The sequence below is a fragment of the Scytonema sp. HK-05 genome (genome assembly GCF_963872035.1).
In the GTDB taxonomy this organism is placed as follows: domain Bacteria; phylum Cyanobacteriota; class Cyanobacteriia; order Cyanobacteriales; family Nostocaceae; genus Kalymmatonema.
The window spans coordinates 128,606-153,103 of record NZ_CAWMYC010000002.1; the positions used below are offsets into that span (position 1 = coordinate 128,606).

Genomic DNA, 24,498 nt, shown 5'->3' on the forward strand with positions numbered 1-24,498 from the left:
CAAAATCTGACACTTTCGCTGCGATCAATGTGACCTGATCACTCCAGGAGGATGCAACCCATGAGCCAAGAGCGCCAAGTTTTCGAGCTAGACAGACCTGTTTTCGAGGACTTCCCGCACGTTGAGGCAGTCCTCAATTACCTTACCCCGATGGCAGAAAAGCCTGTCAACTACACCTACGAACCGCCGGTGGGGGTTCCACGACAGAACGGGACGTACGAGGCGCACACGCTGCCGATCCGCAATGCTCGAGCGATCGCGCTTAACCTATCCCTGGATCGGGAGGGCTTCGCTTACGCCACACACAAGAGCGCCGTCCGCGACTTCTACGACGAGGACGAGGTGCGCCGCGTCTACTACAGAGAAGCTGAGCAGCTTTTGGCGGATGTAACCGGCGCAGCCAAGGTGGTCGTGTTCGATCACAACGTCCGTAACGCTCGGCGGGCGAAGCAGGGCGATAACAGCGCAAAGGAGCCAGTAAAGCGCGTACACAACGACTTCACCGCCAAGTCTGGCTATAGTCGTGCGCGCGCCGTGCTGGCAGCGCTTGGGACGGACAACCCCGAAGTGCTTCTGCAGCATCGGTTCAGTGTGGTCAACGTCTGGCGACCCATCGCCGGACCAGTGCTGGAGTCCCCATTGGCGGTGTGCGACGCGCAAAGCATCGCGCCAACGGATCTGGTGGCTGGCGACCTTGTGTACCGCGATCGCGTTGGCGAGACTTACGCTGTCACCTACAACCCGACTCACCGATGGTTCTACTTTCCGCAAATGCAACCGAACGAGGTGCTGTTCATTAAGTGCTTCGACTCCGCAGAGGATGGTCCGGCGCGGTTCGCCGCCCACACCTCCTTCGAGGACCCGACGAGCCCAAAAGACGCAGAGCCACGTGAGAGCATCGAGCTGCGGACGCTGGTCTTCTATCCTGCTTGACGTACTCCCCGGCATAAATGCACGGGGATTCTTAAAGGATGTTCCAATGTAGGCGGCATCCGTACATTTCCACCCTAATTCCTGTTTCTTAGACTCTTAACTAGACTGAAAATCAGTCCCCGCTACTACCGTCTCCGCAGGCATTTTGATTTTACGTCCACTTTGGGCGTCCACGCATTGTCCAAGGGAAAAGTTGGGCAGCCTTATTACTACGAGTACCCTTCTACGCCGACAGATCAACAAACAAAGGCTGCCCAACTTTTTTACGTGTAAGACCCTCGCCCACCGCAGACTACGGTACAGTCCAAAGACTACGTTTCTACCCAAAGGAGTCCGGTGGTTGCCCTGTATGGATCGCCAAGGGCGTACCTTCAAGAATAATACCAGAGAAACAACGGGTTAAAACCTGTCGTGCTCTCCTTCCTGCCCCGGATTAAAAAGGTAGGGGTTCTCACGCTCCCGTTATGCTTTGATAGGTGGTCTGAGTGAGAAAAAACGTCAAAGAGTATGTGTTTTGTGGGATAATGTTCGATTGGTTCGCGCTCTCGTCATGATTCCAAGGAGCAAAGACGATGGAAACACGGTTTTTAGGCAAGTCTGGTCTCAAAGTTTCCGTTTTAAGCTTTGGCACAATGACTTTTGGCGGCAGTAACTTCTTTGAGCATATGGGGAAAACCCAAGTCGATGAAGCCCAACGTTTGATTGAGATTTGTCTTGAAGCAGGTGTTAATATTTTCGATACCGCAGACGTTTACTCACAAGGACTCTCGGAGGAGATTCTCGGTAAAGCTCTTGGTAGGCGTCGCTCTGAAGCAATTATCGCGACCAAAGCGTACGGACGTATGGGGCAGGGACCGAACGATCTCGGTCTATCACGATATCATCTGATCCGCGCCTGTGAGGATAGTTTACGACGGCTTGGTACTGACTACATCGACCTGTATCAAGTTCATGGGTTCGATGCGCTCACTCCACTTGAAGAAACGCTGCGAGCTTTGGATGATCTCGTCCGCAGTGGAAAGGTTCGCTACATTGGCTGTTCCAACTACTCAGCTTGGCACTTAATGAAAGCACTGAGCGTGTCGGAGCGATTGGGATTAGAGCGCTATGTATCACAGCAGGTCTACTACTCGCTTGTAGCGCGAGAGTTGGAGTATGAGCTTATTCCACTTGGTCTCGACCAAGGTGTTGGTATCCTTGTGTGGAGTCCGCTCGCCTTCGGTTTCCTCACCGGTAAGTACCGTCGCGGTCAACCAGAACCAGAGGGAACACGACGGGCGACGATTGGTGATATTGGAACGGTTAGTGACGTGGAGAAAGCATACGATATTGTAGAAGCTTTGGATGAAATAGCTCGTAATCGTGGAGTCACCGTTGCTCAGGTAGCGCTCAATTGGCTTTTGCGTCAGCCTGGTATTACATCGGTCATTATTGGAGCCCGTAATGAGCAGCAGCTCAAAGATAATCTCTCAGCAGCAAATTGGGAACTGACATCGGACGAATTGAAACAACTCCATTCGGTCAGTGCAGTACCACCGATTTATCCGTATTGGCATCAGCAGAAGTACGGTTCTGACCGCATTCCACAATCTCTACAATAAGCATTGTGAAGCTGAAAGGAATAAATGTTTTTGAATAGGCGATTGGCTTAATGCTGATCGCCTATTCTGTATTCTTGCGCACTCAACAAAAATTAGTACCCCTCTCAGATAAAGGTGGTCTCTTGACGATCGCACATCCAATCAAGAGTCTTCAAGATCACAAAACCAACAAGAGTACTGGCTGCTGCTGCTAACCATAAGTTATTTGCAGTGAACCCAGAGGTCATAGTCTGACTTGCAACTTTCTGATGATCTAAAGCCAAGCCACCAACAAAGGAACCAACAAAAAAGCCAACTCCCCAGCATTGGGCGTTAATAGCAAGATAAATACCCCGTAGTGATTCAGGAGCTATCTCTGCAACAAAAGCAGTCGCAAACGGGCTGTATGTAACGTGGGCGATCGCAATCACAGATAACGCTAAAATCGCCAAGATTTGCTGACCATGCGTTGCCACACCTGCACTCCAAACCAAAAGAAATCCTGCTCCCCAAAATACTATTGAAATCATTAAGGCACGCACGCGGCTTAGAGAATTTAGAGCGCGGACAGCAGGTAACTGACACAGAGCAACTAAGAAAATATACCAAGCAAATAAGCCACTAATCGTTGTTGGTGACAGTCCCTTTAAGGTTTTGCCCAAAACAAAATTAGCAAAATACAGTGGCATTGTGTTGTCTACCTGAGCGATGTAAGTGGTAAACAGGATGTTGACCGAAACGTATACCAGAAGTAGGCGATCGCTTAGGGCAGCATTCCAACCTTGAAGCACTGGTTGAGAATGCTGTTCATCAAAATGACGAGTTTCCCTCAGTCCAGCATACACAATCATAAAAAACACCACATAGGAGATGCCATCAATGACAAACAAAGCACGGTAAAGCTCTGTCGTGCTAATTAAGACTCCTCCTAACAATACCCCTATTCCCAAGCCAGCACTATCTGCTAACCTTGTGACAGCAAATGCTTCGTTACGTTGCTCATTAGTTGTTAAATCTGCTATGGCAGCTTCAACTGTGGGCCAGTATAAACCAGTGCCCAAACCCATAACTAAATGAGCAGCCAAAAACATTGGGAAGTTGTTAGATAATGCCAATACAAACGAAGCCAGCGCACAAAACACAGTAGATAACAATAATGTCCGTCTGCGCCCCCAGCGTTTTGAGTCAGCAAGAGATCCTCCTAAAAATCGACCAAAGATTCCCACTAGCGAGCCAGTACCGTGACCAATTCCTACTGCTGTTGCTGATAACCCGACCTGATTGACGAAAAAAATCGGAGCATAGAATAAAGTAAAACCGCTACCACTCTGAGATAAAAATCGAGCAACCGCAAGAATCCAAACCTGAGAATTGAGTTGCGGTAGCCAAGATAAAAGTATATGGTTAGAAGAAAATTTCATGTATTTTTGGTACAAAGATGGTACAAGTTTCTTTGTGATTCTAAATCAGCTTTGTCCCGATATTTTCCCTGAACCTACAGCGACTTCAATCCCTGCGATTCACCAAAAACTTTGAATTTATAATTTTTGAATTTATAATTTTGAATTTTAAATTCCCCGAATGGGTGGTCTCAGCTTAGCCGCAACATCGCGAGCAGCCTTTTGTCCAGCGCGAATACCACCTTCAATGTAGTTAACCCAAATACTAGAGCGTTCCGTACCGGCCCAATGAATCCGACCTACTGGACTATTGAGAGCAGAACCAAAAGTAGTCAGTAAACCAGGTGGTAATGCAGAAATACATCCACCTGTCCAAGGTTGGCTATTCCAATCAAATTCCACTAACTCTAATGGTTGTCGTGCTGCTTCACCAAAAGTTTCTTCCAGAAAATCAAGGTATTTTTCTTGACGTTCTAACTCTGATAACATTGCGTAATCAGGAGCTAGTAATCCAACAATAACACCTTTGCTTCCATCTTCTGGCGAAATATCAATTACCTCAATTTTGGCATCAATACTGAGAAAGTGACCGCTGATGATTTGACCTTGCCACCAAGGTTTTTCATAAATAGCATGGAATTTAATCCAACTCATCGTCTCCCATTGTGCAATCAGTTGACGGTGAATTGAGGGAAGAGGGGGATGGAATTCGATACGAGCAATAGTCTTGGGCATCATCGCCACAATGACTTCCTGAGCATACACAACCTCACGTTCAGAAACCAGTTGAACAAGCGAACCATCGTAACCTGATATTTCCATGACAGGCGCATTGAGTAAAACCCTCTCCCCGAGGCGTTGTGCGATATTTAAAGAAATCTGTTGTGTTCCACCAACCAAACCAAAATCCTCAGCAGTCTCTAGCAAATCATTGAATCCTGCTGTGTGGACAAAATGAAGCATCCATAAAAGCGAAACTTTGTTTGGATCGCCACTGAGAATTTGCCGCACGCACCCCTCGAACCAAGCCCGTGCTTCATCAGTCTTTGTGTTCTGCTCAATCCAAGCTCCCATTGTCATAGAATCTAACATGATTGCATCAGGAGCTTGCCAAGGGGCTTCTGCTGGAACAGTACGGCACAAAGCCTCAAATGTCGTCATCGCCTCAGCAAAATCTTTTTGAGCAATGTCCGATTCAGATGATGGAGATGGTTCTAGCATCGTCCATTTCTGCCGAAAGCCATACAGCGTTTGTCCTTCAACCTTGCCCTTCTTAATAGAAATTCCCATTTCTTCTGCTAAAGTAAGCAAAGCGGTTTGGGTAGGACCTGCCCAAGTACCGCCTTGTTCAACATAACCACCCGACACGAGTGGATGGTTAAGAGTTCGTCCACCCACTCGTGAATAGGCTTCCAGCACAACTAAAGATTCGATTCCCAACTTATGCAATTCCCAGGCTGCACTTAGACCAGAAATGCCTGCACCCACAATTGCAACTTCTACATGAAAACTCATGTTGATGACCTTTTTTAAGAAATTATGATATTTACCGTTGCTGCTAGGGAAATTGGATAGTCTACTATAGGCAGTAGTCTAAAAGCTCAAAAGTATAAATTTTATACTACACAATTGGGTGTCGCTCAGGCAAAACTATGCCAATTAACCTTATTGCTGCATAAGTCAATCTTGGTTTGATCTATATAGTTCAGTCCAAAAGTTCGCTTGACTGCTGTTGTTATATGCACAAAATGTGCATTTGATCAATTTTTACGTCCTATTTCCCTAGGCGATCGCCAATAAGTCATTTAAAAATAATCAGCAACAAATTAATGGTAAAAATCTACAAAATTCATCCATCTATTGGCATTGCCAGAGTGGGCAACAGCCCTACTCAGTTTTTTATCGGACCAGAAATACCAGGTGTACCACCAATGGAGATTGTCAATGGACAAGAACGACCTCTTCAGAAGTATAAAGATGAACATGGTCTCATAAAACGACAAGCTGCTCGTTTTAGAGTTTTTGAATATGAGCAGAATGAAGAGGGTGTCATAAGCTCAGGACGTGAAATAACTGCTGACGAAGCGACTATCGAATGGCAAGTTCATCTTGTGAATCGTAAAGGAGCAAGTGAAAATCTTAATCAAGGGGTGCCCAGAGACCAACTGATTATCGATCCTGGAGTGAGAAGCATTTGTGGACAACAACAGAGTGTTAAATTCGACACAGGCAAATTTTTGGGAGTCAACGTCTATCTAGGAAAACTGCAGACCGATGCATCAGGACGACTGGTTGTTCTTGGCGGTAGAGGCAAATCGGCTTCTCCAAATGGCAAAGAAATAACTGGTTTATTCAGCGATGGTTGGTATGACGATGTTTCCGATGGTCCTGTCACGGCAAAGATTACCTTTCCCGGACAACGCCCACGGCAAGTAGACAATTCTGCTTGGGTCATTGTAGGACCAACAGACTTTGCACCCGACATTCAGGGTATTGTCACCCTTTATGACGTTGTGAATCAAGCAGCTTTTACCAGTGGATGGTATTTTCCACCCACTCCACCGTCCTTTAAGTCTGATATTTTTCCTATCCTGAATCGTGCTGTTTCATTACGGTGGGTTAATCATTGGGAGACTTGGAATGCGCTGCCGACAGACTGGAAAAAACTCTCCGATTTGCAAGACCCAACTGCACCAGAAATGCGCGAGAAAATCTTTGAATTTATAACATTTCCACCGCTCAATGGTGTACAGCTGACAGAGGTTCAAAAATTAATACTTCAGCAGTGGAAAGAAGGCAACTTTATAGATGATTGGACACCTGACTCCTCTAATGTGACTTTAACACCTGAAAATTTAGACCGAGCAGCACTGGAATCCTGTATTGGGAGTAGTTTTGCCCCAGGCATCGAAGCCGGATTTCTCATAACATCTCCTCAGATATACTCCGGGTATCTTCGGTTATCTCACCAAATCCTTCTTCCTGGCTCGCTAACTCAAGGAATGTCTCTTCCTTGGCAAGCAGACTTCTCAGCGTGTGGTGAAAATTGGTGGCCGTCACAGCGTCCTAACACAGTTCAACTCGCGCCGGATTATGGTCCACCCAAAGAACTTTGGGATGCTGGAGTTGCTGATGGAAACGGTATGGTACAAAATTTTAGCAAGCTTGGGTTTGTCGTACCAAAACAAAATTCAGTGGGTGAAGTTGTCTTTGTAGAACAGGAGCGCGATCCAAATTTCCCTCGTTCTGGTGAGACTCCTAAATCAAAAGCCCCAAAGTACTAATATCAAATCCGTTTGCACCGGAATTATTTTTCCTTCCTCTCCCTCTGCGCTCTCAGCGTCTCTGTGGTTTTTTTATTATTCAAATGCTACCGGATTTGATATGAGTCGTTAAACAGAAATGCCATCTATTGACACTCTCCGCCCTATAAGTGCGGAGATTCTTCGTTCAAAGACCCAACTTGTTCAGACAGGATTGCTCCAATCAGAGTAGAGGTCGAATCTCCCGAAGCGTTCGGATCTAAGATCCAAGTTCCCACATGCCCTGTGGTACTCAAGGCTCGATTTAGAATAACAAGCGCGGCATTATGATCCCGGTCTAAGATAAACCCACACTGACAAACATGGGTTCTCATAGACAAAGACTTTTTGATTATCGTGCCGCATTTAGAGCATTCTTGAGAAGTGTATGCAGGGTTGACGGCAACCGTAACTCTTGCAAACTTAATGCCAAAATACTCTAACCATTTTCTAAATTGATACCAACCAGCATCATTAATAGATTTGGCAAGACAATGATTTTTAACTAAGTTCTTAATCCTCAAGTCTTCGTAGGCGACCAAATCGTTAGATTGGATTACGCAACGCGCCAGTCTCTTGGCATGTTCTTGACGTTGCCTACTTATTTTGAGGTGTACTCGCCCTAAACTGTTAATGGCGCGCTTGCGGTTGGCAGAACCTTTGTTTTTGCGAGAAACCCGACGTTGATGAAATTTCAACCGCTTCTCACCTGTGCGATAAAATTTCGGGTTCGGTTCGGTATGTCCATTACTATCGGTGTAAAACTCTTTGAGTCCTACGTCCAATCCAATAGTTTTACCAGTAGGCTGTGTGTCTATCTTGTTGTCAGTTCTAATTAGAAACTGAACATAGTACCCATCAGCTTTGTTGACTAACCTAACTCGTTTTATCTGGTCTAGCTGGTAGAAGTTTAAGTCCCACGTTCCTTTGAGTTTGAGTTTGCCAATACCTTTTTTGTCAGTAAATGTGATTTGCTTCCTAGTCCTAGAAAGCGACCATCCTGATGTCTTGTATTCTACTGAGCGACAGTTCTTTTTGAAGTTCGGATAGCCTTTTTTACCCGGAATAGACTTTTTACAATTGTCGTAGAACCGAGCAATTGAACTATAAGCTCTTTCCACTGCTGCTTGGCAAGCATGAGAGTTTAAGTCTTTGACAAAGGGATATTCTGCTCTCAGCGCTGTATTATGACGATAAAGGTCTTTCTGTCCCACGCCACGATTGTCCATCCAAAAACGGATACACTTGTTGCGGACGAATTGAGCCGTTCTAATCGCCTCATTTATAGCACTATATTGAGTTGTCCTTCCCTTAGCCTTAAACTCTAAAACTATCATTTGACGTGGACAAACCCTACGTAAACCATCCTATCACAAATACCAAAAGCCGCCCTACAACGGCGGGGCTTGTACCCATTAATTTCGGTCAACGAGTAAATGTATTAATTATCGGTGGAGGTCCCGCAGGTACTGCTGCTGCGATCGCACTAGCAAAGACTGGACAGACTGTGGCAGTTCTAGAGCGCTCACGCTACGAGACAACACGAGTCGGAGAAACCTTAGCACCAGCAGCCCGTGTATTGCTCTCGGAACTGGGAGTGTGGGAGCGTTTTCACATAGATGGTCATCTCCCCTCTCCTGGTATTATTTCCGCTTGGGGTAGTGAAGAACTCTACGAAAACGACTTCATTTTCAATCCTTATGGATGTGGGTGGCATCTTGACCGTCGTCGTTTCGATGCAATGCTTGCTTTAGCGGCAAAAGAGGTAGGAGCAAGTGTTTACCTATCTACACGAGTTGTCACTTGTACTCAGCAGCCATCTGGTTGTTGGTGGATTGAGGCTTTGTGTGATGGTCTACCAATAAGTTTCCAAGCAGACTTTTTGGTGGAAGCAACTGGGCGAACCAGTTCACTTGCAGGTAAGCCTGCAACAAAAAGAATGATTTATGACAAACTCGTGGGAGTCATAAAGTTTTTAACAATTAATTCTCCCATCCTTGCCTGTGACTGTCGCACCTTAGTGGAAGCCAGCAACGAAGGTTGGTGGTATTCTGCTGTTTTGCCCAACAACAATCTTGTTGTTGCCTATATGACAGATACCGATTTACTTCCTAGAAAGAGTATTCCTTTGGCTGATTTTTGGCAGGAATGCCACGGCAAGGTTCCTCACACGCAAGCACGTGTGGAATCTTGCCTTTGGAACTCCAGTTTTCATACTGTTGCAGCTTTTAGCTATCGCAGGAATTGTGTTGCCGATAATCAGTGGCTTGCAATTGGGGATGCTGCATCTGCTTTTGATCCACTCTCATCTCAAGGAATTTATAAGGCGCTGCAATCTGGTATTGCTGCTGCAAGAGTTATCAAGGCAAGCCAAAGCAATTGTCAAGCGTCGCTAAAGGAATATGCTGCTCATGTGGAAAAGAGTTTTGCAGAATATCTGCAAATGTGGGCAGCATATTATAACAGAGAAAGACGTTGGTCCGATTCTGTCTTCTGGCAGCGACGCCAAACTGTACCTGCAAAATGAACAAGCACCTGCAAGCAGAAACGCTCTATTCGCAGGTTCGCCACCTAAACCACAATTCCAGCTATCAAAAAATTCACCAATTCTTCAGCAAATGCATCATCTAAGGGTGCATGCTTTAACAGCAACCGATACCAAACCGGACCATAAATCGCATCAATCACCAATTCCAAATTCAAGTCTGGGCGTAGTTCGCCTCTATTGACACCCCGCTCTAAAATCGTCCGCGTCGCTGCTCTGCGACATTTAATAAACTGCTCACGAAACGCCTCTGCTAAGTTGGCATCCAATTGCGCCTCAGCAATCAGTCCAGTGACAGCAGTACCCGCTGTCGTGGTTGTTAGCACTACAAAGAGTTGTCGTAAAATTTGATACAAGTCTTCTCTCACCGAACCTGTATCAGGTGTGGGAATATTCTGTGCCGTTTGATCTGAATATGCTTCCATAATCACCGCCGCCTTAGAAGACCACCAACGGTAGATGGTTTGTTTGCCGACTCCAGCACGGGCGGCGATCGCCTCAATACAAATCTCTCGATAGCCTTTTTCCTCTAATAACTCAGCAGTCGCCTTGAGAATAGCTTGATGTGAACGATAATTCCGCCTGCGAGTGGTAGGCGCTTTGCACACAGAAATTGTTTTCTCTGTGTTCTCTAGTAGTTGTGACATAGACGCAGACTCCATTTTGCAAGCTTTTCGTTTAGACGGTACGATTTGTCTCGTTATCTATTGACAAGACGATACGGTTCGTTTAAATTAAAGATAACAAGGTTATGGCAATAAATTCAAACCAAATACAGGAGTTGAATTATGAAAAGTTTAATTGTTGGGGGTTTATCTCTGATACTCATATCTACTGCTAATATGCCTACACTGCGAGCCGAGACTACTGCATACAATCCTGCGGCTTCTGGCAAAACTCAGTCCTATCTGAGCACAACACCTGTCAATCTTGTGAACTTGGCTTATCAAGGTTACTTGCAAGACCAAGGTATCCCTAGTTACAACGACTTGATAACGGCTTATCGTGAAAAACAAATCAGTGCAGAGGATATTGTTAGGAGTGGCGTTAAGTCTAAAAGACTGCCAGAGCAAGTTCTTTCCGACAAGGGATACATTAACGCTGTGAAGGCTCAACTGGATAATTTCAGAATTTACTAACTTATGAGGTATCTGCCCTCCAAACCATGACAAAAGTGATTGGTTGATTTACGTAGCGAGCCATATTCGGTTTATGGGCAATCCAATCTTGATCAACAAAGGCTTCGTGCATTTCAAGTAATGTCAAATTGACACGACGACCACTATTCACATGGTCGCTGATGAAATGGACGAAGTTTTCAATTGCGATCGCCTTACCCTTAGCACTATCAAAGTGTGTTGGAATGCCCTGAAGCAAGCAGAATGGGTGGTAGTCGATGAGCACAAAGAACCCACCAGGACGAAGAAGGCGCGCTCCCTCAGTATATAAAGCTTGCAAATCTGGTAGATGACAAGCCGCTAGTCCAATGAAACTCAAATCGTAGCTATGACTAGGGAGAGAAGACTGAATAACATCAGTGGCGTATACTTGCTCATAAACTTGCTTTGCCGCAGCATACTGTAGCATTGCAGGGGAAGAGTCTACGCCGTGAATGTAACGAATCCCTTGACTGTGCAACCATAGACCAATTCGCCCAGTCCCACACGCTAGGTCAACAACGGTTTGTATGGATTTCCAGTTTACAGTCTCCAGTTTTGCCAACAAAGGAATATCTAACTGTTCATCAACAGTATGATCGTACGTGTGCGACCAAAGTTCGTATCCAGCGTTCGCATCCAAAGTCGTGTAATGGCGTGTATCGTACACTGCGAAAGGTTTTGTCATTGTGTACGCTCCTTAAGAAACAAGGGCTTGAGCGAATTTTGTATCAATTGCCTGATTCCAGTTCGGCTCTTGTTTGATCAGTCCCAAACGAGCCAGCAGTTTAGCTTGTCTCACAAGCTCGTTTTAGTCAAACTAGTGCTGTTAATTAACCCTCGAAGTTAACCCAACCTGATACGAAGGCTTGGTGTAAGATGGCGATGATTTCACAAGTGCGGGCAGATTTCTCCTCAAGCGCGACTCCAAAGGGAACAAACTCCTGCGGCTTATTTTTAGCACCTGAACCTACACCCAACCGTACCCGACCTCTTGACAACACATCTAGCAGCGCTGTGTCTTCTGCAAGCCGTAGGGGGTGATAATAGGGAGCCTTTACAATCGCACTACCCAGTCTAATTTGCTGAGTTATTGCGCTAAGGCGAGCTAAAAATAGCAGTGGTGAGGGCAAGCGATCGTAAAGAGCAAAATGATGCTCTGCTAGCCAAATGGCATCGAAACCGAGCTTATCCGCAGCAATAGCCTGAGCTTCTACGTCGCGGTATAACTCAGTCAACTGTTTCGGTGGCAGCACATCAAAGTTATAAAAGAGAGAGAACCGCATCGTTCTAGTTCACATAAATCGCACTATCTAAAACCTTCGTCCGACTACCTATTGAGCTAGTATGAGCTAGCTTGTATAATATACGGTAAATCGGTCGGAATTTGTTATATTAAAATAATATTTGCACACCTACTTGCAAAAAGCAAGACGGGTTCATAGTTAATTTGGGGCAACGAAACTCAATCCTGACCTTACGCCTTTTCAACTCAACATACAATTCTTAATAGGAGCGCTTTAGTAGTGACTTACTCATCATTCTCAAGCCGCTTACCCAGGCTCACAACATCATCAACAGCATATCCCAAATGCTGATAAAACTTGATAACTCCACTATTTGTAGTTCGCACGAGCAAATTAATTTTAGGGCAACCCGCTTCACGAAGCAGACGTTCGGCTTTTAGCATCATTAACCGTCCAATTCCTTGGCGCTGATATTCAGGGGCAACTGCTAGGTAATTAATCCAACCTCGATGCCCTTCATATCCTGCCATGATTGTCGCTACAAGTTCTTGCCCAAATACACCGACCAGAAAAAGATGCGGTTGTACAGACAGCTTTCGGGCAATGTCCTTTTTCGCATCATTCCACGGACGAGTTAAACCACACCGCCTCCATAAGGCGATGACTGCGGACTCATCAGAAAGTTCAAAAGCTCGGATTTCTATATCTAACATACTAATGCCCGACTTTTCATTAAACCTCTAGCAAAAGTCAAATTTGGAGAAAATGAAACCACAGATTACAGCGCTTTTCAACTAAATAAACCACGCTTTAGGGGCAAAGGCTAGCCTTTGCCCCTACAAAAATCTGTGGTTCAATTAGCTGAAAATAGCTGTAACAGTAAATAAAAAACGTAGTCGCCCCAGAGTTGCGCCAAAAATTATAAAGGGTAGGCTGAAAACCCCGCCTGGCTTTACCAACAAATGAGCGTAGCGAAATTTGTTCAGCCAGGGGAGTGTCAAACGGTGATGAGTGGAGTGGGTCTGAACCCGTACAATTAGAACCCATCGTTGCTTACAAGTTAAGCAGTATGCGGTTGATTAAATTAGATAACAATAAATCTTTACCGAGTTGTCAGCTGTATCGCCAGTATTTTCAACCGATGTTCCTGACTGCGGCAAGCTAAGTATTACCTGAAACCTTGGATACGAGTCATTTATAATGATATTTTTCAACTTTTAATTTTGCAGTTATTTAAGGTTGATTGCGGACAGCGATCGCCTCCGACAGGTACTTCGTGCCATTGCGACTATGCCGCAGTGGTCAATATCTTGTACTCTGATATCTAATGGTGAAGCTGTCATGCTTCAAAAATAGAATGTTTTGCGATTGCACCTGCGGAATGTGGGTTGAATAGCAGTTGATTCATGGTTGCGTTGCCAAGGAGGAAGAGATGGTTCAGGAATTCACCAACCAAAGTTTTTCAGTACCAAAATCAATCTTGGATGCCAGTCGAGAAGAACTCATTGACAAAATGCAAATTGACGGAGAATTACCTAATGATTTGCAAGGTCACGTTTTTATCGTTGCACCAGTCGGCACTATTGATTCTAACGGTCTCCCACCCAAAGACGGAAGCACATACCTGAATGGTGACGGAATGATTTTTCGACTGGACTTTGATCAAAAAGGAGAAGTTACTTGGAAGACACAGATTGTTAAGCCACCAGATTACTTCTTTGACATAAAAACACAAAATCAAAAGTTGTTGAAATTCCGCAATTTTGGTATTTTGAGGTTTTCCTTAGTGTTTGGTTTTCGCAATGAGTTAAATACAGCTTTTCTACCCATGAAATTTCCTGGGGACTTAAATGAGCGTCTGTTAATAACTTATGATGCGGGTCGTCCTTACGAAATTGATACAGAAACACTAGAGGTAGTGACTCCAGTTGGGGAAAGGAAAGAATGGCAAGCAGTGACGAAACTGCCGTATCGCTTTCCACCGATTTTAAGTACTGCACATCCTGTTTTTGATACCTACACGCACCAAATGTTTACCGTTAACTACGGTAGATCTTTGAGTAATATTTTAGGAAGAAAAGAGGCGAATGACTATATTAATCTCCTTGAAGAACATCAACAGCAACAGCGACAAAAATATGCTCAACTACATACTAATTTCTTGAAACAGCTAATATCTAAAGCCGATGTAATTACTCATGGTGATTTCGTCCATCTGCTCTGTTGGGATGGTACAGGTAGTTTGCAACGATGGAAGCTAGTCAACCCCGATGGTTCACCTGTCAGTATTAAGCAAAGTATGCATCAAATGGGGATAACTGAAGATTATGTCGTGCTCATGGACACTTCCTTTATTACTGGAATTGAGCAGCTGATTAACAATCGTTTGCCAACTAGTTTAGACGCTCATTCAGAAGAGGCAATTAGAAAATTATTAAAACGTAAGCCTTCACCTGATTCCACTCTCTATATTGTGTCCCGTCATGATCTGCAAGAGGGACAAGATTCAGTTGTCGTGAAGAAGATAACCATTCCTCGTGAAGCTTGCCATTTTCTAGTTGACTACAGAAATCCCGATAATAAAATTACACTTCACATTGCACATATTTGTGCTTGGAATGTTGCCGAATGGATACGTAGATATGATACCTCGCCTTATGACCAGAAGCCTCTACCGCAACATCTACATGGAATGCAACAATGTGAGTTAGATATCAGCGTTATGGGACGCTACGTTATCGACCTTAGTAACCAAGAGCCAACAATTGAATCTAAACTTATCACTCATGACACTTGCACTTGGGGAGCAGGGCTATTCACTTACCTTGATAGATTACCTTCATCGGGTACAACTCCAGAAAAGCTAGACAATATCTACTGGGTTTCTTTAGGACTTTGGAAGGATTTGGTAACTGATTTTATTTGTGATCTGTACAGAGATTATCCATACAGACAAAAGCCATTGGACGAAGTTCTTGAACTTGCCAGGAATTCTGCTAAACCCTCTTGCTTGTTCAGACTACACACTTCATCAAATGAGGCAATGGAAATCCCTGATTATTACGCGTTTCCTAAAGAACACATAGCGGTTTCGCCGCAGTTTGTGCCACGCAGTGAGGGTGAGGAAAGTTCAACAAACGGTTACATTGTATGTGTCGTTTCCACTCCAAAGCGCAATGAAATCTGGATTTTTGATGCGGAGAATCTGCAGCAGGGACCATTATGTAAGTTGTATCATCCTAACCTGAACTTTGGGTTTTCATTACACACAACATGGTTGAAGAATATTAGTTCCCGCCAGGCTAGCTACAAGGCTCAGTTGACGCGTGATCAGCGCTCTTTAATCGACAATACGCTCTCCTTTCTGGAGACAGATTTATCCTCGATTACAAAGGATGAAAAAGACGAGATCGAAAGAGAAATTGATGATATAGATGTTGAGTAATCAACGAACACAGACTTTGAGAAGAGTGTGCGTTGGCAAAGATTTAGTAGACTGGTGAAAGTTGATTTTTAAGTGCTAGCAAAAGAATCTACAGGTTAAGGTTCTTCCAGCCTAGTTTTTTCCAAAGTTATCATTGTCATTGTAATTATAAAAATATTATAAAAAGGAGCCAGGTATCTCCCTCCTTTTTATAGTATTTGTATAGTTATCTAAGATTGCTTCTCTAACCTAAAAAGTCATCATAATTAGACTTCCAGGATACGAAATAAAAGAAAAGGTTTACGAAGAAGTCAAAATAGCCCTTGAGCGGGGCAGGGCTGTTTCATTCGATAAGGAGGGAGGATTTTTAAAAAGTAAAAAGAGAAAAGTAAAAAGTAAAAAGAGAATCCCCATAATTAAAATTAGGGCATTTTTGTTGCGGACGCCTTTTTTTCTCGCACTATGTGTCTCGAAAAAAATCTTTTTTGGTTTTCCATAAATAAATTTAGGGGCTTGAAACCGTTTTTTCTTTTTCTTTCTTTTGCCTTTTAACTTTTAACTTTTGCCTTGTTCGGTCAATATCAAAGCGCGATGATTTTTGAGACAGAAATGATGGAAAACCTACATTTAGACTCAGGAAAATCAGAGCGATACGCCGCTAGAAGTTTGCCCTTTGGGCAATGGCGCTCAAGTAACCCTTGACATTATGAGCCTTTGAGGGAATGAAACAGCCCTGCTCTTGTAGGGGGAAATGAGGGGGGTACACACAGATAAATAACTAGTGTTAATCTGTCTGCATCTGTGGTTCTGTCTATCTTTAAATCATCCTTTTGCAAGAAGTTTATTCAAATAAGTGTGTTACCTGACCAAAACTGCGTTATCTAATTTATTCATTACTTATTTTAAAAACTTAGTCGAACAATTGCTGTAACCTTTGAAAGTTCAAATCCGAGTAGGCACTGACAATTAAATCTGCACTCGATAAATTCTGCTTGTTATGTTTCAATCCAGCAAATCCTACACATTTCATCCCAGCTTTTTTAGCAGCTTTTACACCATTTTCCGAGTCTTCAATAACGACACAGCGACTTGGATTCACATTCAGGCTTTTAGCTGCTAATAAAAAAATATCAGGTTCAGGTTTTCCTCGCTCAACGTCCTCACCTGAAATTTTGGCACGAAATTTGCTTTGCATTCCAAAGATGTCCAAAATTGTCTTTATTTTTATTCTTGAAGATGAAGATGCCAGAGCCAAAGGAATACCAAATCCTAAAAGCTCATCAATCAATTTTTTAACTCCCTCAATAGGTGCAAGATTACCATGATTTTTGACTTCTTCTACAAAATCATATGTTTCCTTTAAAACACACTCTTCTATTGACAGAGTTAAATTAAATTCACTGATAAGGTATTTCCAGAATGTTGGACTATCACAGCCCCTAAATTGTTCTATGATACTTTCTGTTAATTCAATGCCAAGTTCTCGACAAATTTTTATCAAAGAAATATCGATTAGTGGTTCGCTGTCTAATAAAGTGCCATCCATATCAAACAGTACAGCATCCATAGTTCTGATTATTTATGATTTATTTGGGCTTAGGTTAGAATTCATCTAGTTATGAAAAACATTTTAGCATCACAGGCAGATCTGATAAATCATCAACAATTCCGTCTGAAATTTCTGGCTCTTGCCAACCTAAGTCTTTCTTCCAAAAACTTTTCATCTCGACGCGCTTTGCTCCCATTACATCTGTGTCGGGATGATCTCCAATAAAGACACTTTCATCTGGTGTCACTCCAAGATTGCGTAAAGCACGAAGAAATATTTCAGCTTCTGGCTTGCGGACTCCTTCAACTTCTGAAATCAAAATAGTTTTAAAGTACTTCTCAATACCTAACCCTTGAATCGTACGCCTCTGAAAATCACCAAGACCGTTAGTAATGATTCCAAGTAAATATCCTTGTGTTGTTAAAATATCGAGAGTTTCCAGTAAGTTTGGAAATGGAATACAAGAATGTATGAACTGTGTGTAGTAATCATCTAACAACTCTTGCCAAGAAATAGTTTGCAATCCGAATTCAGAAACGATGGTTTGGTAAACTTTATCTTTCCAAACATAACCCCGGCAATCTAACTCGATAAATCTCGAAACATAATCAGACTTGGGAATCTGCTTTAATTTTGGCGTGAGTCTGTCGTATTGCCTAGCAACAAAATGTTTGATGGAAGCATCTCTATCAAGAAGAGTTCCATCTAAATCAAAGAGTACGGCTCTAATCATTTAACAGAATTCCACTCCACTCTAGACAATGTAACTTGCCTTGATTTCTGCAGTTTGTGTAGCCCGTAGTAAAGGACTAGAAAATACTGCAGAAATCTTTTCTGGCGAAAGCCGATTTGCTAAAGCTTTCGCCTGTTCTATCCCGGCTACAGTTAAGGGATGTTTTACACCTGTATTAGAGAACACATGAAGAGCATTGGCTTTACTTTCACCATGCCGAACAAAATAAACTCGAAAAGGCTTCCCTGACATGGTTTAGCGGTCTTGCCCAGTTGGTCGAATGAGGATTTCGTTGACATTAACGTGCTGTGGCTGAGTAACGGCGTATACTATGGCAGCCGCAATGTCCTCGCTTTGCAGTGGAGTGAGTGATTTGCGACGCTCTTCGCTGGTTTGTCTGGCAACTGGGTCAGTAATGTGGTTATTGATTTCTGTGTCCACTAGACCTGGCTCAATGATGGTAACACGGATGTTATGCTTGTAAACTTCTTGCCGTAAAGCTTCTGAAAATGCGTTGACACCCCACTTAGTCAGATTGTAAACACCCACACCTGCTCGTACTGTCCTACCAGCGACCGATGAGATATTAACTATGTGTCCGACGCCTTGCTCTTTCAAAATGGGAAGAACAGCGTGTGTTGTATACAGCAGTCCTAGGACGTTGATGTCAATCATACGTCGCCACTCTGAAGTATTCCCACCATCAATCTCACCGAGGTATGCAACACCTGCATTATTCACAAGGATATCTACCCGACCAAATTCTGCTTTCGTTTTTTGCACCAGGTTGTTAGCTTGAGTTTCGTCAGTGATATCAGCAACAATGGGCAATGCCTTGCCGCCACTGGCTTCAATGCGTTCTGCCACGGCATTGAGACGCTCAGCACGCCTTGCAGCGATCGCAACGGTTGCACCCTCTTGTGCCAAAGCAATAGCCGTAGCTTCACCTATACCCGCTGAAGCACCAGTAACAATGACAACTTTTCCTTCCAATTTACCTGCCATAGATTGCTGTCAAACTCATGTTAAAGTTGGATTTCGTGCAAGTATTATACTATTGTATTTTTATCGATTTACCGTATTTTAGGTGTTGAGTCTAATTTGGGGTCTTGACAGCGTTTGGTATACCGACGCAAGAGATGGAAGTACGCGATTCATTATACCCTGCCAAATCTCAGAGTTGTCATAACTGCTGCTCCACAAAGAATCAGCGCCGCTAGGCGATAACTTCCCTGGAACCCTGCAACAACTGCCTCAGGGGGAGCAACAGCAACATCTGTACCTGGAGCCAAATTTGCAATCAGCGCTCCAAATACAGCTCCTATCACCGAAACTCCGACGTTAACCCCCAAGGTACGGGACAAAGATAATAACCCAGAGGCAATTCCCAAACGCTCCCGGGGCACCGCTCCCATAACAGTGCTATCGTTAGGTGAGCGGAACAAACCCAACCCAGTGCCAAACACAAGGTAGCGCAGCACATAATCTTGTTCAGTGGTTTGAGCGTCCAAGGTACTAATACCCAGACAACCGCCAATCATCACTCCCAGCCCAATTAAGCACATTGTTCGAGAACCAAAGCGATCTGACAGTGTACCCGCTAGTGGAGCAATTAACCCACTGACGACAGGCGACACCGCCAGCAACAGCCCCACTTTTGAGGTTGGATACTGCTTGACTCGCTCTAGAAAGAAGGGGGTAATGAGCAGCCCACCAGTCAGGACAATGAACACTAGCCAGCCGTTGAGCAAACCTATGCTCAGGCGAGGATTACGAAACATTTGCAACTCTAGAAGTGGTTCCTCCAAAAGAGCTTCAACCAAAAGAAAACTTAGGAGGGCGATCGCCGCAAGCAACAGTAACGACAATGCACTACCACTGCCGAAGCCCTCGCTTTGCCCATAAGTCATGCCTAGTGCAAAATTACTGAGTGTCACCAGAGTTAACAAGGCTCCGAGCAAATCAAAGTGCTGTTTTTCCTTTTTCCGTTCAGAAGGAGGCACAACCGATGCTATGAGGAAACTAGCTATTAAACCCAGCGGTACATTAATGAAGAACAGAATACGCCAGTCAGCCCATCCCAAAAGCAGCCCTCCTACCGAAGGACCAAGGGCAATTCCCAGTGAAACAACACTACCGATTATCCCCACGGCTCGTCCACGCTCCGAGGAAGGGAAGACTTCTGTAATGATTGCCAAACCAAGCCCGGAGAGAAACAAAGCACCCAATCCCTGAAGTGCGCGAAACCCAATCAACCAATCAATGCTGGGTGCCATTCCACACAACAGCGAACTCAAGGTAAATAAAACGAGTCCCCCTAAGTAGAGGTATTTCTTACCCCATATATCACCCAAGCGAGTCGCTCCCAAAACTAAACTGGAGCTAATCAGCTGGTAACCCAGGACAGCCCACTGCGCCCGAGGAAAACTAGTTTGAAAATACTGAACCAGTGTAGGCAAAGCCACGTTAATGATGCCCACATCGAGAGTAGACATGAATACCCCAAGACCGATACTGAACATCACCAACCATTTTCGAGAGGCAGCTAAAGTTTGGGGTTTTGCTTGTAAGTCCGGCAATCTTCAGCCTCCTCGATTCCTAAATTTAGGTTGATTAATAATTTCTATACGTAATATTATGCGTGCTTTACTCCGCAGCCAGTTTAGCAATAAACACTTCAGGAACCGACAATCGGCCGTAGAAAGCCTTCGCTCGCACAAAAATGATGTTCTCCAAACGAGCAAGATTCAAAACCGAGAGTTTCAACCAGTTGCACATCAGCTACAGTTTGGGCAAAAAATTCCTTGTCTGCAATTCCAGGAGATGCCCACATTTGATGGAAAAGCCCAATATCCATATATAGTACTCTCTGCTTAATAGGGATGTTAAGAGGTAGAAAAATTCAAAATTGGCAATTCAATATTGAAAAAATAATTTTCAATTGTCACTCATCCACACCATCAATCGACAAAACTTTTGCTTTTATTTTCTGGTATTTGCTTGAATTTAAGCTTAAAAAAAATGATATTAATTCCTCAAAATTACTAAAATTAATCTATATAAATTTTCCTAATTTAAATAAATGAGATGCTACACTTGCTTTTTATTTCTCTTCTAGAGAACATAAAAAGATACTTCGTAATTTTATGACTAATTACGAATCATAGCGCTGCCGTTCAACTTACTCATTTTAAATACGGTAAATTGGTCGGCAATAGGTAATTTGCTTGATAGGTAGAACTTTATCACCGTTAGTTGCGAAAAGCAAGCAGGATGAATCCAAGTCAGTGTTTATTTAAATTGTAGATTGTTGACAATATACAATATTGTAGATAAAGTCTGAGTATGAGTAGTTTGCGTCACTGACCCCACCCTAAAAGGGATGGGGCTTGAAAGAAGAAAACTCACCACTTTCTGAATTCAGGACTAAACCAGTGTCTAGACAACTAGCCCACACGTTGCAAACGTTCTTGTTGGGGCTGAACCAACTAGCATGGTAACTCGTAGGACGGAAGAATGCTTCCCTAGTTTTTCTCCACTCCGTTGGTCAGCGTCGAAGGGAAATACATACCTAGCGATAGGATTTATCGTAAATGTTCGTACCAGTCGTAGATTCAAACAATCGACCCTTGATGCCAACAACACCTAGTCGAGCAAGGCGTTGGATTAAATCAGGTAAGGCTACACCATTCTTTAGAAAAGGAGTGTTTTGTGTTCGACTCAACGTAGAACCATCAGACCGCAATTATCAACCCGTTGCGGTAGGAGTTGATCCAGGTTCTAAGCGTGAAGGTTTTACGGTAAAGTCCAAGTCTCATACCTACCTCAACGTCCAAACTCATGCCGTAGATTGGGTCAAGGACCATGTAGAAGTTCGTCGAAATATGCGACGCGCTAGACGGTTCCGCAAAACACCGTGTCGTCAAAACCGTGCCAACCGACTTGTCAACAAAGAGAAGCTACCACCATCCACGAAAGCTCGTTGGCAGTGGAAATTACGTATTTGCAAGTGGTTAGCCTCAATGTTTCCTGTTACTACTTTTGTAATTGAAGACATCAAGGCAAGAACCAGGTTCGGGGCGCGTAAGTACAACGCGATGTTTTCTCCCTTAGAAGTGGGTAAGCAGTGGTTTTACCAAGAACTACAGCTTATGGCAATCCTAGAAACCAGAGAGGGATTTGAGACGTATTCTATGCGCCAAGAATTAGGACTGAAAAAGTCCAAAAACAAACTTTCAAACAAGTTTGATGCTCACTGTGTTGATTCATGGGTGCTAGCTAACTCGGTTGTCACGGGACAGGTCAAGCCTGATAACACCGCGTTAATTGAAATAGTACCTTTGGAATTCTATCGCCGCCAGTTGCACCGATTGCAACATCAAGCGGGACACGTCCGATCTCGGTACGGCGGGACAATGAGCGCTGGACTGAAACGTGGATCAATCGTCAAACATCCCAAATATGGGTTCTCTTATGTTGGGGGTTGGCAAGAATCTCCGACAAAAAAAGACCCAAAAAGAAAACTCATTAGCTTGCACGATATTACTTCGGGCAAAAGATTGACTCAAAATGCATTACCCACAGATTGTAAGTTTTTGTCTTATAACTCGTGGCGCGTTGCTAATTAATTATAAAGCCGTCCTACAAGGACGGGGCAAGAGACCCAGGAGTTTCGATGAAAGGGAAGCAACCCAAGTCTGTCGTCGTTCCTCGGAGCTTAGATGTTCAGGCGGCTGATGTCATTCGAGAACAAATTCTCGATGGTACACTTGCACCGGGGAGTCGTTTGCTAGAAATTAACCTGGCAGAGCAATTTAATCTCAGTCGAGCGACTATACGCTCGGCATTACAGCAGTTAACCTATGAAGGCTTGGTTGTACAGTTACCCTATAAAGGTTGTACTGTTTCGGGACTGAGTTCGCAGGATGCTTGGGAGCTATACACGCTGCGGAGTGCGCTTGAGAGTCTGGCGGCGGGACTGGCGGCTGTTGCAATAACACCGAGTCAGGCAAAAGAGCTTAATGCTGGCTTGCAACAGTTAGTCAAAGCTGTCCAGAAGGGGAATTGGAGCCAAATCGCTGATGCAGACTTTGCCCTGCATAAGGCAATCATTCAACTTGCTGGTCATCGTCGATTACAGGAGCAGTACAAAATTGTTGAACAGCAAATCCGTCTTTACATTATTTCCTGCAACGCAATACATCCAGATTTGGATGACATTGTAGAGCAGCACCGGAAATTAGTAAACGCAATTTGCTCAGGCGATGATAAGAGTGCGGAGCAAATTGCCCGAGACCACAATATTGACGGTAAAGCACTGGTGGAACATCTACGGGCAATAGAAAAACAAAATTTAGAGCAAACAAAGTAAAGTATTGAATGAGGAAATAGACACCATGATTGACCTAAACCAATATGAAATCTTGACTTTTGACTGCTATGGAACCCTGATTGATTGGGAAAAAGGAGTGCTGGACGCGCTGCAACCAGTTTTCTCAAGCCATCAGATTCAACTGAGTGAGAACGAAATCCTTGAGTGGTTCGCTCGCTTTGAATCCGATCTGGAGCAGGGAGAGTACCGCAAGTATAAAGATGTTCTGAGAGGGGTTGTACAAAAGTTTGGGGAGCAGTTTGGATTTACGCCTTCTGCCACACAATTGAATGCGCTTGCTGATTCTATCAAGGACTGGCAACCATTTCCTGATACAGTTGAAGCCCTGAAGACACTGAAACAGCAATTCAAACTGGCAATCATTTCCAACGTTGATGATGAGCTGTTTGCTTTGACAGGCAAGCACTTGCAAGTTGAGTTTGATGAGATTGTAACCGCCGAGCAGGTGAAAAGCTACAAGCCTTCACTGCAAAATTTTCGAGTGGCGCTTGAAAAAATTGGACTACCCTCTGAAAAAGTTTTGCACGTTGCTTGTAGTGTTTACCACGACATTGTTCCGGCAAATTCCTTAGGGTTATCGACAGTTTGGGTGAACCGCAGACTAGGTCAAGAAGGTTCTGGAGCTTATCTACCTGCTCAAGGTAAAGCAGATTTGGAAGTGCCAGATTTAAAAAGTTTAGCTGCAATTGTTGACAACACTGTTTTCTCACCAAAGTGATGACCTTCTCACAATTCCTCTGGTGGTAGGGCAATGAATCCGGTTTTCACTCCACGCTTGAATCCAGCCCGCTCATAGAATTGCAACGTCTCCTCGCGTTTTGAGCCAGTTAGAAGCATGACTTTGTAACACTGTTGCTGCCATGCAATACTCAAGGCATAACGCAGTACCTGCGTACCAAATCCCTGTCGTCGATGATCCGGGTGGGTGACAACATTTTCGATAATGCCGTACGGACGTGCGCCGCGCGTCAGGTTGGGAACGATGGTTAAGTTACACGTCGCTACTAACTGACTACCAATGTCAGCAACGATGTAGTACAAGCGTGGATCGCATAAGATTGTGTCCCACACCTGTACTACATCGCCAGTGGGTAGAGGTGCATCGACGGGATGGAGGTGGTGATACAACTCCAGAAGTTGTGGAAGTTCGTCGCGTGTAATAAGGCGAATGGTGATTGTTGTGTCTGGCAAATGAGGAAGGCTGCTTGATTGTGGTTTTGCTCTGCACATGGTGTG

General features: G+C 44.1%; 24 protein-coding genes. 10 read left to right on the plus strand and 14 right to left on the minus strand.

What is annotated here, in order from left to right:
* Positions 1-60 precede the first annotated feature (60 nt).
* Positions 61-933: a CmcJ/NvfI family oxidoreductase gene (locus tag AACT52_RS01655; RefSeq protein ID WP_073629281.1), complete on the plus strand. Its 873-nt coding sequence runs from the start codon at positions 61-63 to the stop codon at positions 931-933.
* Positions 934-1,505: 572 nt separating this feature from the next.
* Positions 1,506-2,534 (plus strand): aldo/keto reductase, encoded by a 1,029-nt coding sequence (locus AACT52_RS01660; protein WP_073629167.1) that lies wholly within the window; start codon positions 1,506-1,508, stop codon positions 2,532-2,534.
* 104 nt (positions 2,535-2,638) lie between these two features.
* Here the strand turns inward: AACT52_RS01660 and AACT52_RS01665 are convergent, their stop codons facing one another.
* Together AACT52_RS01665 and AACT52_RS01670 are read right to left on the minus strand one after the other, a co-directional pair.
* A complete protein-coding gene (locus AACT52_RS01665) occupies positions 2,639-3,934 on the minus strand; it encodes an MFS transporter (RefSeq protein ID WP_073629169.1) in 1,296 nt (431 codons plus the stop codon).
* Positions 3,935-4,081: 147 nt separating this feature from the next.
* The gene (locus tag AACT52_RS01670) at positions 4,082-5,428 is read right to left on the minus strand and encodes a flavin monoamine oxidase family protein (protein ID WP_073629171.1); all 1,347 of its coding nucleotides are present in this window, start codon (positions 5,426-5,428) and stop codon (positions 4,082-4,084) included.
* Positions 5,429-5,742: 314 nt separating this feature from the next.
* On the opposite strand from AACT52_RS01670, the gene AACT52_RS01675 reads away from it, so the two are divergent.
* Positions 5,743-7,197, plus strand: coding sequence for a LodA/GoxA family CTQ-dependent oxidase (locus AACT52_RS01675; RefSeq protein WP_073629173.1), 1,455 nt, complete (start codon positions 5,743-5,745; stop codon positions 7,195-7,197).
* A gap of 143 nt (positions 7,198-7,340) precedes the next feature.
* Here AACT52_RS01675 and AACT52_RS01680 read toward each other — a convergent pair whose 3' ends face one another.
* Complete coding sequence (locus AACT52_RS01680) at positions 7,341-8,552, minus strand: RNA-guided endonuclease InsQ/TnpB family protein (RefSeq protein WP_073629175.1); 1,212 nt, start codon at positions 8,550-8,552, stop codon at positions 7,341-7,343.
* A gap of 5 nt (positions 8,553-8,557) precedes the next feature.
* On the opposite strand from AACT52_RS01680, the gene AACT52_RS01685 reads away from it, so the two are divergent.
* Complete coding sequence (locus AACT52_RS01685) at positions 8,558-9,742, plus strand: NAD(P)/FAD-dependent oxidoreductase (RefSeq protein WP_083630138.1); 1,185 nt, start codon at positions 8,558-8,560, stop codon at positions 9,740-9,742.
* 44 nt (positions 9,743-9,786) lie between these two features.
* Here the strand turns inward: AACT52_RS01685 and AACT52_RS01690 are convergent, their stop codons facing one another.
* Positions 9,787-10,407 (minus strand): TetR/AcrR family transcriptional regulator, encoded by a 621-nt coding sequence (locus AACT52_RS01690; protein WP_073629177.1) that lies wholly within the window; start codon positions 10,405-10,407, stop codon positions 9,787-9,789.
* A gap of 141 nt (positions 10,408-10,548) precedes the next feature.
* Between AACT52_RS01690 and AACT52_RS01695 the strand changes: the two genes are divergently transcribed.
* Positions 10,549-10,899, plus strand: a complete 351-nt coding sequence (locus AACT52_RS01695) for a hypothetical protein (RefSeq protein WP_073629179.1) — start codon at positions 10,549-10,551, stop codon at positions 10,897-10,899.
* A 1-nt stretch (position 10,900) separates the two neighbouring features.
* On the opposite strand, the gene AACT52_RS01700 is transcribed toward AACT52_RS01695, so the two are convergent.
* The 3 genes from AACT52_RS01700 to AACT52_RS01710 form a co-directional block, all read right to left on the minus strand.
* A complete protein-coding gene (locus tag AACT52_RS01700; protein ID WP_073629181.1) occupies positions 10,901-11,605 on the minus strand; it encodes a class I SAM-dependent DNA methyltransferase in 705 nt (234 codons plus the stop codon).
* Positions 11,606-11,750: 145 nt separating this feature from the next.
* Complete coding sequence (locus tag AACT52_RS01705) at positions 11,751-12,203, minus strand: LLM class flavin-dependent oxidoreductase (protein ID WP_073629183.1); 453 nt, start codon at positions 12,201-12,203, stop codon at positions 11,751-11,753.
* Positions 12,204-12,448: 245 nt separating this feature from the next.
* A complete protein-coding gene (locus AACT52_RS01710) occupies positions 12,449-12,877 on the minus strand; it encodes a GNAT family acetyltransferase (protein WP_233153843.1) in 429 nt (142 codons plus the stop codon).
* 281 nt (positions 12,878-13,158) lie between these two features.
* Here AACT52_RS01710 and AACT52_RS01715 point away from each other — a divergent pair, with 281 nt between their 5' ends.
* Positions 13,159-13,329 (plus strand): AAA-like domain-containing protein, encoded by a 171-nt coding sequence (locus AACT52_RS01715; RefSeq protein WP_233153844.1) that lies wholly within the window; start codon positions 13,159-13,161, stop codon positions 13,327-13,329.
* A 267-nt stretch (positions 13,330-13,596) separates the two neighbouring features.
* Positions 13,597-15,609, plus strand: coding sequence for a carotenoid oxygenase family protein (locus AACT52_RS01720; RefSeq protein ID WP_073629185.1), 2,013 nt, complete (start codon positions 13,597-13,599; stop codon positions 15,607-15,609).
* 889 nt (positions 15,610-16,498) lie between these two features.
* On the opposite strand, the gene AACT52_RS01725 is transcribed toward AACT52_RS01720, so the two are convergent.
* The 6 genes from AACT52_RS01725 to AACT52_RS01750 all read right to left on the minus strand — a co-directional run bounded on the left by AACT52_RS01725 (position 16,499) and on the right by AACT52_RS01750 (position 20,727).
* Positions 16,499-17,155 carry an HAD family hydrolase gene (locus tag AACT52_RS01725; RefSeq protein ID WP_073629187.1) on the minus strand — a complete coding sequence of 219 codons (657 nt, stop codon included), beginning with the start codon at positions 17,153-17,155 and terminating at the stop codon, positions 16,499-16,501.
* Positions 17,156-17,204: 49 nt separating this feature from the next.
* A complete protein-coding gene (locus AACT52_RS01730; RefSeq protein WP_073629189.1) occupies positions 17,205-17,870 on the minus strand; it encodes an HAD family hydrolase in 666 nt (221 codons plus the stop codon).
* 21 nt (positions 17,871-17,891) lie between these two features.
* Positions 17,892-18,122 carry a histidine phosphatase family protein gene (locus AACT52_RS01735; protein WP_073629191.1) on the minus strand — a complete coding sequence of 77 codons (231 nt, stop codon included), beginning with the start codon at positions 18,120-18,122 and terminating at the stop codon, positions 17,892-17,894.
* Between the two features lie 3 nt (positions 18,123-18,125).
* On the minus strand, positions 18,126-18,875 hold the full coding sequence (locus tag AACT52_RS01740; protein ID WP_073629193.1) for an SDR family oxidoreductase: 750 nt from the start codon (positions 18,873-18,875) through the stop codon (positions 18,126-18,128).
* Positions 18,876-19,027: 152 nt separating this feature from the next.
* A complete protein-coding gene (locus tag AACT52_RS01745) occupies positions 19,028-20,449 on the minus strand; it encodes an MFS transporter (protein WP_073629195.1) in 1,422 nt (473 codons plus the stop codon).
* Positions 20,450-20,547: 98 nt separating this feature from the next.
* Positions 20,548-20,727, minus strand: a complete 180-nt coding sequence (locus AACT52_RS01750; RefSeq protein WP_073629197.1) for a hypothetical protein — start codon at positions 20,725-20,727, stop codon at positions 20,548-20,550.
* Positions 20,728-21,463: 736 nt separating this feature from the next.
* Here AACT52_RS01750 and AACT52_RS01755 point away from each other — a divergent pair.
* The 3 genes from AACT52_RS01755 to AACT52_RS01765 are packed head-to-tail and all read left to right on the plus strand — an operon-like array spanning position 21,464 to position 23,980.
* Positions 21,464-22,498, plus strand: coding sequence for an RRXRR domain-containing protein (locus AACT52_RS01755; protein ID WP_073629199.1), 1,035 nt, complete (start codon positions 21,464-21,466; stop codon positions 22,496-22,498).
* A 47-nt stretch (positions 22,499-22,545) separates the two neighbouring features.
* Entirely contained in the window at positions 22,546-23,241 is a 696-nt protein-coding gene (locus tag AACT52_RS01760; RefSeq protein WP_073629201.1) for a GntR family transcriptional regulator, read from the plus strand.
* Between the two features lie 25 nt (positions 23,242-23,266).
* Complete coding sequence (locus tag AACT52_RS01765) at positions 23,267-23,980, plus strand: haloacid dehalogenase type II (protein ID WP_073629203.1); 714 nt, start codon at positions 23,267-23,269, stop codon at positions 23,978-23,980.
* A gap of 8 nt (positions 23,981-23,988) precedes the next feature.
* Here AACT52_RS01765 and AACT52_RS01770 read toward each other — a convergent pair whose 3' ends face one another.
* Positions 23,989-24,492 carry a GNAT family N-acetyltransferase gene (locus tag AACT52_RS01770; RefSeq protein WP_073629205.1) on the minus strand — a complete coding sequence of 168 codons (504 nt, stop codon included), beginning with the start codon at positions 24,490-24,492 and terminating at the stop codon, positions 23,989-23,991.
* Positions 24,493-24,498 lie beyond the last annotated feature (6 nt).